The sequence below is a fragment of the Cyanobacteriota bacterium genome, from assembly GCA_025054735.1.
Lineage (GTDB): Bacteria > Cyanobacteriota > Cyanobacteriia > SKYG9 > SKYG9 > SKYG9.
In genome coordinates, this window is sequence record JANWZG010000236.1 from 1 (window position 1) to 6,209 (window position 6,209).

Annotated in this window: 8 protein-coding genes; 7 read left to right on the forward strand and 1 reads right to left on the reverse strand. The window is 48.9% G+C overall.

Features of this window, described 5'->3' with window-relative positions; all coding sequences use genetic code 11:
- The 5 genes from NZ772_11945 to NZ772_11965 form a co-directional block, all read left to right on the forward strand.
- A partial coding sequence (locus NZ772_11945) for a chlorophyll a/b binding light-harvesting protein (GenBank protein ID MCS6814259.1) occupies positions 1-304 on the forward strand: 304 nt, incomplete at its 5' end.
- A 201-nt stretch (positions 305-505) separates the two neighbouring features.
- The gene (gene fldA / locus NZ772_11950; GenBank protein MCS6814260.1) at positions 506-1,018 is read left to right on the forward strand and encodes a flavodoxin FldA; all 513 of its coding nucleotides are present in this window, start codon (positions 506-508) and stop codon (positions 1,016-1,018) included.
- Between the two features lie 22 nt (positions 1,019-1,040).
- Positions 1,041-1,829, forward strand: a complete 789-nt coding sequence (locus NZ772_11955; protein MCS6814261.1) for an alpha/beta hydrolase — start codon at positions 1,041-1,043, stop codon at positions 1,827-1,829.
- Between the two features lie 352 nt (positions 1,830-2,181).
- Positions 2,182-3,036: a Uma2 family endonuclease gene (locus NZ772_11960; GenBank protein ID MCS6814262.1), complete on the forward strand. Its 855-nt coding sequence runs from the start codon at positions 2,182-2,184 to the stop codon at positions 3,034-3,036.
- 1 nt (position 3,037) lies between these two features.
- Positions 3,038-3,886, forward strand: a complete 849-nt coding sequence (locus tag NZ772_11965; GenBank protein MCS6814263.1) for an EI24 domain-containing protein — start codon at positions 3,038-3,040, stop codon at positions 3,884-3,886.
- 12 nt (positions 3,887-3,898) lie between these two features.
- Here the strand turns inward: NZ772_11965 and NZ772_11970 are convergent, their stop codons facing one another.
- Positions 3,899-4,378 carry a nucleoside deaminase gene (locus NZ772_11970; GenBank protein ID MCS6814264.1) on the reverse strand — a complete coding sequence of 160 codons (480 nt, stop codon included), beginning with the start codon at positions 4,376-4,378 and terminating at the stop codon, positions 3,899-3,901.
- A gap of 86 nt (positions 4,379-4,464) precedes the next feature.
- Between NZ772_11970 and NZ772_11975 the strand changes: the two genes are divergently transcribed.
- Together NZ772_11975 and NZ772_11980 are read left to right on the forward strand one after the other, a co-directional pair.
- Positions 4,465-4,626, forward strand: coding sequence for a hypothetical protein (locus tag NZ772_11975; GenBank protein MCS6814265.1), 162 nt, complete (start codon positions 4,465-4,467; stop codon positions 4,624-4,626).
- A gap of 566 nt (positions 4,627-5,192) precedes the next feature.
- A partial coding sequence (locus NZ772_11980; protein ID MCS6814266.1) for an EAL domain-containing response regulator occupies positions 5,193-6,209 on the forward strand: 1,017 nt, incomplete at its 3' end.

Genomic DNA, 6,209 nt, shown 5'->3' on the forward strand with positions numbered 1-6,209 from the left:
CTATTCCCTTGGTGGCATTGCCCTAGCAGGGTTTGTTGCCGCTTACTTCTGCGCTGTCAACACCTTGGCATATCCAGTGGAATTTTATGGCCCAGTGCTAGAGGTGAAAATGGGAGTTGCTCCCTACTTTGCTGACACGGTGAAGCTGCCGCTGGGTGCTCATACTCCCCGTGCATGGTTGGCCAATGCTCACTTTTTCCTGGCATTTTTCTTCCTACAGGGTCACCTGTGGCATGCACTGCGGGCAATGGGCTTCGACTTCAGACGGGTGGAGCAGGCGCTAAATGCGGTTCCTAGCTCATAGCTGAGTTTGGGGTGCAGAGTTTCAAATCGGAGAGGTTTTGAGTTTAGCTGTTCGGCAAGTTACTATCCCGCTCCACGCCCTGAACTCTGCACTCCACGACTAAGCTTCATATCCTTACTCTGGCTCTGGCCCCTGTGTCCATAGCTTGAGCAACGCGGAGAACTTACAAACGATGGACTAAGAAGTGAATTAGGGATTGATATGTCGAAGAAGATTGGTTTGTTTTACGGTACGCAGACGGGGAATACTCAGACGATCGCTGAGATGATTCAGGCAAAATTGGGCAGCTCGGTGGTAACACTGCATGATATTGCTAACTGCGACGCAACGGATTTTGCAGACTATGACTGTCTGATTATTGGCTGCCCTACGTGGAATGTCGGCGAACTGCAAAGCGATTGGGATGGGTTTTATCCAGAACTGGATGCGATTGATTTCACTGGCAAGCTAGTGGCATACTTTGGTGCTGGCGACCAGGTGGGCTATGCAGACAATTTTCAAGATGCGATCGGAATCTTAGAGGAAAAGATTTCAGAGCGTGGTGGCAAGACAGTCGGTTATTGGCCTACAGTGGGCTATGATTTCAACGAGTCAAAAGCTCTGCGTGATGGCAAGTTTGTAGGGTTGGCGATCGACGAAGACAACCAATCTGACCTGACGGCTGAGAGAGTAGACGCTTGGGTGGCGCAGCTTAGACAAGAGTTTGGTTTGTAGAGTTGGTTTGTAGTGTCTAACCATGCAAGCAACATCACGAATCCTAAAACCAGCTCAATTGCCAGAGCCAAGGGCTATCTGGCTTGGTGCTAGCACTAGTTTGCAACAATTCGACGGACGGTTGCTACGACGGTTGTCGCATTATTCACCGATCGCCCGCTGGGACTATTGCGTCACCCCTGATGAGGCTAGTTGTTTGGATACTGCCCTAGATCTCTTGCACGGTTACCTCAGTAGTAGTTATCGTGAGCCGATTCATCTCATGGGGCATAGTACAGGCGGTCTGATGGCGTTGCTCTATGCTCGCCAGCATCCAGAGCGGGTGAAATCGTTAACCTTACTGGCAGTGGGGGCTAACCCTGCTATCACTTGGCATTCCCACTACTATGCCCTCCGTAAGCTGTTGCCCTGTAGTCGACAGATCTTATTAGCCCAAATGGCCTCCTTTCTGTTCGGACAGGACAGTCCCATGGTTAAAAATCACTTAACCCGCTTGCTAGAACTCGATTTAGATTTTGCCCCCCTACCACATTCCCTTTGGCAACAGAACAAAATAGCTCAGGGTGGTGTTTCAGTGCCATTGATGGTTTGTGGCAGCAGAGATGATATGGTCGTTGATCCGGTGGCTTTAGAATGCTGGCACCCTTTTTTGAAGGCCCACGATCGCCTCTGGCTTTGTCCCTATGGACGACATTTCTTCCACTACATCCATCCCAATCTTGTCAGCCGCAAAATCCTCAAGTTTTGGCAATCGATAGAGCAGCCAGTCTCTAACCTGACATCCCTATCCATTACCCCAGTAACATCATGACGCTTTTGTGTTTAGCCTGCACGTGGCTGTTGCTAATTCTGCTGCCTTGGTGTTTGTGGGTTAGCTTGCGGGAAGGTGTGAGTCGCCTAAAGCAACTGCACAGTATTCCCTGTAGTCGCTGTGCATTTTTTACCGGAGACTATCGCCTGAAATGTGCTGTACATCCTATTACTGCATTCACCCATGATGCTATTCACTGTGCTGACTATGAACCAATAGTATCTCCCCCTGACCGTTCGCTATGTCGCCCAAATGTAAAATGTGCTGGCTGTAGGTCTGTGAGCAAAATTGCCCCAGATTCGGTAACGATTGCGTATGATAGCTGTAATACTGTTTGACTACAGCCAGTACTATGACTAAGGCTTCCATTACTGCCCCACAGCCGGGTTCTACCCTTGATCTCACCGACGATCTAGCAGAGTGCGGCTGGCGCTACGAGACTATCACCCTTGCCGACGGCACTACCACAGACATCATGGTGCCCTTGACCGAAGAGGAATTTCTCCACCCTCAGGAGGACTATCATCTGCCTAACAATACCTTCCACGATCGCGTCAGTCTGGACGTAAAAGATATTCTCACTCGTCGATACAGCGATCGTCCTGATGTTGGCGTTTTTCATGATCTGCTGATTGAGTGGGATATTCCCGGCCTCAAGGATCATGCTCCTGATGTTTGTGTTGTGTTTGGTGTACGTAACAAGGAGCAACAGCGAACTAAGTTTATCGTTGCCCATGAGGGCTGTCGTCCGGTGTTTGTCCTGGAAGTTGTCTCACCCCGCTATCGCAAAGCTGATCGTGAAACCAAGGTTGTCCACTACGCCCAAGCGCGGGTACAGGACTATGTACTCATTGATCGTCGCCATTATCGGGGACAACTCCTAGAAGAAGTCATTGGGTATCATCTGGTAGCTGACCATTACCAACCCATCACTCCCGATGAAGATGGTCGTATCTACTGCCCGACCCTGGGTTTGTGGCTTAGTCTGCGAGATAGCCAGGTGATTCTTGAGGATGGGGAAACGGGCGAGCGGCTTCTAACCTCCACAGAATTACAACAACAGGCACAGCAGGCAGAACAGCGAGCAGAACAAGCAGAACAGCGAGCAGAACAAGCAGAGCAGCGAGCAGAACAAGCAGAACAGCGAGCAGAGCGACTCGCTGCATTGTTAAGAAGCCAGGGGATTGACCCTGACCAGGTGGTGTAATGTGTCAGACTCTCTAAAATCGGCTCCTGGCCAGGCAGTAATTGGTTCTGAGCCACTAGGAGGTGTGTTGGCTGGGGTCACGTATCCCCTACGATTGCTGCGCCTGTTTATCCAACAACCTAGGCTCTTAAGTTACATTATCGTCCCAGTAGTGCTCAACATCCTGGTGGGAGTTGGGTTATACATTGGTATTCTGCTTCCTGGGTGGCAAGGCATCGATCGTCTGATCGCCAACTTACCGACTTGGGCAGCGTTTCTAGACTGGGTACTGCGAATCTTGCTTGCAGGCGGACTCTTGCTGTTGCTTGGGTTCCTGTTAGCGCAGTTTGGGACTCTGTTAGGCGCGCCTTGGTATGGACAGCTTGCAGAACAGTTAGAACAATGGCGACTGGGTAGTCTGCTGCCAGCAGAGCCGTTTAGTGTCAGATCTGTAATCCGAGACGTGGGACGAGCTATCCTCTATGAAGTCAAAAAGCTAGTGGTTTCCCTTGGGGTTGGTGGGCTATTGCTGGTAGTTGGCCTTGTCATACCCGGTGTAGGCCCTGCGATCGCTACGATCGGCGGCATTACTCTCTCTGCCCTAATTATCTGCATGGACTTTTTTGATGCTCCCCTAGAGCGTCGCCGTTGGACATTCCGGGCCAAACTAGGCACTGTATTTCGCACCATGCCCGCTAGCATTAGCTTTGGGCTGGTAAGCCTCGGACTAGTGAGCATTCCCTTGCTCAATTTTGTGACGGTGCCGCTCTGTGTGGCGGCTGGCACATTACTGGTGTGCGATCGTGTCCTTGCCTGTCAAATGTCTGCCAGTAACCATCCCACCACTCCTCAGGCTCAAGACCCATCCTAGTTTCAGATACGGCTAGTGTGTCCAAAATCCTTGATGCACCTCAGCCGCCTCATCTTCCATCACTGGCCCCACTACTATAATCGAGCGATCGCAGCGGGCAAAGACCTCCCGACAGGGTAGCCGCATGGTTTCATTGCGAGGGTGAGATCCGATTAACTCATACAGCCGGGCTTCACTCAGGGCGTATACTACTCGTCCCACACCTGCCCAGTGGATTGCCCCTGCACACATGGCACAGGGTTCAGTGCTAGTGTAAATCGTGCAGGTTGCTAGAAATGCTCGGTCAAACCACTGAGATGCTAGTCGCATTAGATTTGTCTCTGCATGACCCGTACAATCCCTAGATGTCACGACTGTATTTTCAGCCTTGAGCAGCAAGTTCCCGTCCCGGTCAACTAACACTGCCCCAAACGGATGGTTATCATTTGCTCTTGCATGTCGCGCCAGCTCAATCGCTTGCTGCAAGTAGCGACGATCAATTTCACTCAACATTACTGCACCTCCGGTTGTTTACTCCAGAAACAGCCGCTGACAATATCCCAGACTAGAGGCATCAACAGCCAGTATCTGATATTACGTTGGAACTTAAATTGGCGATCGGAGACTCTCAACCCCCACCTAACGTCAGTCTCTTGGACGATCGCACTTCAGGCATCACCAAATTTAATCATATGAACTATGTGCTGTATAAAGTCGCCATGAGGCCACCCCGCCATAGAGCCATCTATTGTTTTGCTTGAGCTATATCCATAAGTTTGCCCAGTGGCTATCTGTCGATACCATTACTGTTAACCTCACTAGCTATGGTATTGACTAGTTCATACTGGGCACTTTAAACCTAAGTCTCCGTTGCCTGACAAAACTTTTGAAACTCCTATTCTCTTACATAGGTTGGGTTAGCAATAGCACAACCCGATAGAACATAGGCTAGTGTTGGATTTTACGTTGTTCAGTCCAGCCCACAAAAAAGACACAAAAAAGATTTGTCAGTCAACAACCTGAGTCTACTCGCCTAAGACCTGTCTCGGTAGGTGTTCAAAAACCCGTTGATGATTAAATGTCAATGACTAATGTAGGTTTAGAGTTCTGGAAATGCTGTCCAAGTTATCGCAGTTGCATTCTTAGGCTGCGATCGCTACCATTCCGCTATTGCTCCATCAACGTCGAAAAGTTAAGTCTCCTCTACTACAATCATTAGCAATTGTTAAGATTAACAGCGAGTGCCTACTAGTCGACCCAGGTATAGCTTGGAACACAGTAAAAACCAAAGTATGTGCACAATGAAAACGTTGGGATAGTGTTAGGCATGGAATCACGTAATTGTAATCACTCTCGAACAGCTACTAAAATCTTAGTGATTGATGATGAGGATGATATAAGAGCTAACCTGATTGATCTTTTAGAAATAGAGGGCTTTACTGCCATTGGGGCTGCTGATGGACTAATGGGCGTGCAGCTAGCACAACAGCTTTTGCCAGATTTGATCCTATGTGACATTACGATGCCCAACTTAGATGGTCATGGCGTGTTGACAACTTTGCAAAAACAGCCTCAAACAGCTCAAATTCCGCTGATTTTTCTCACGGCCAATGCAACTAAAGCCGACTTGCGTCAAGGCATGTTGCTTGGGGCTGATGATTACTTGACCAAACCCTTCACTTGCACTGAGGTGTTGCAAGCAATTTCCACTCAGCTTCATAAACGAAATGTTCGCCAGACCCTTCACAAGCAGTCATTGTTGGGTATGAGTGCAGAACAGCAATCGCTTGCGGAAGCATTACAGCAGGCGATCGTTCACCAAGAGTTGATGTTGCACTACCAGCCTCAAGTTGACTTGTCCACTGGGCAAATTATTGGCGCAGAGGCACTAGTTCGTTGGCGCAGCCCACAACGGGGATTAGTGTCACCAAGTGAATTTATTCCCATCGCTGAAGAAACTGGACTCATTCAGCAGATTGGGAACTGGGTCATTCGTACTGCTTGTACACAACTTCAGTATTGGCAATCATTTGGTCTTCCTAACTTTCGGGTTGCGGTTAATTTATCTGCTAAACAATTTGGTCAACCTCAGCTTAGTCAAGAAATCATGGCTGTTCTGGAAACAACAGGGCTGCATCCAAGCTGTTTAGAGTTAGAGGTGACAGAAAGTGTTTTAGCGGAGGATACTAAAGCCATGATTGCTACACTAAATGACCTTGAAGCCATAGGCGTACAAATTACGATCGACGACTTTGGCACAGGATATGCTTCATTGAGCTATCTCCAGCAATTTCCTGTCAATGGGCTAAAGATTGATCGGTGCTTCATCCACAATCTGCCCAAT